We start from the raw sequence: 297 nt of genomic DNA on the forward strand, positions 1-297 counted from the left end.
GACTATGAGGGTCCGGGTGCTGATCCGGCGCCGGAGCCGCGGACGGGGGTGCGAGCTTCGGAGCGGGGTTCGGGTGCGATGGGGTTCAGCGGTACGGCGGTGCGGTCGGATGCGGCTGCGGCGGGGTTGACGACGGTGTCGGGGGACAGTTTCGACGATCGGCCGGTCAGTCCGATGTTGCCGGGGACCTGGGACCCCGACGCACCCAATGTGATCCCGCCCGATCCGGGAGGGGGTTCGCGCAACTGACCGGACCGCTTCTGCACTTTTGCATGCACCACATACCGCTATCGATTC

The 297-nt window shown here is 68.0% G+C and carries 1 protein-coding gene; it reads left to right on the plus strand.

The window, feature by feature from the left end:
* A partial coding sequence (locus ACRCUN_RS34295; protein ID WP_462146049.1) for a PPW family C-terminal domain-containing PPE protein occupies nucleotides 1–249 on the plus strand: 249 nt, incomplete at its 5' end.
* Nucleotides 250–297: the final 48 nt, after the last annotated feature.

The organism is Mycobacterium venezuelense (genome assembly GCF_054919535.1).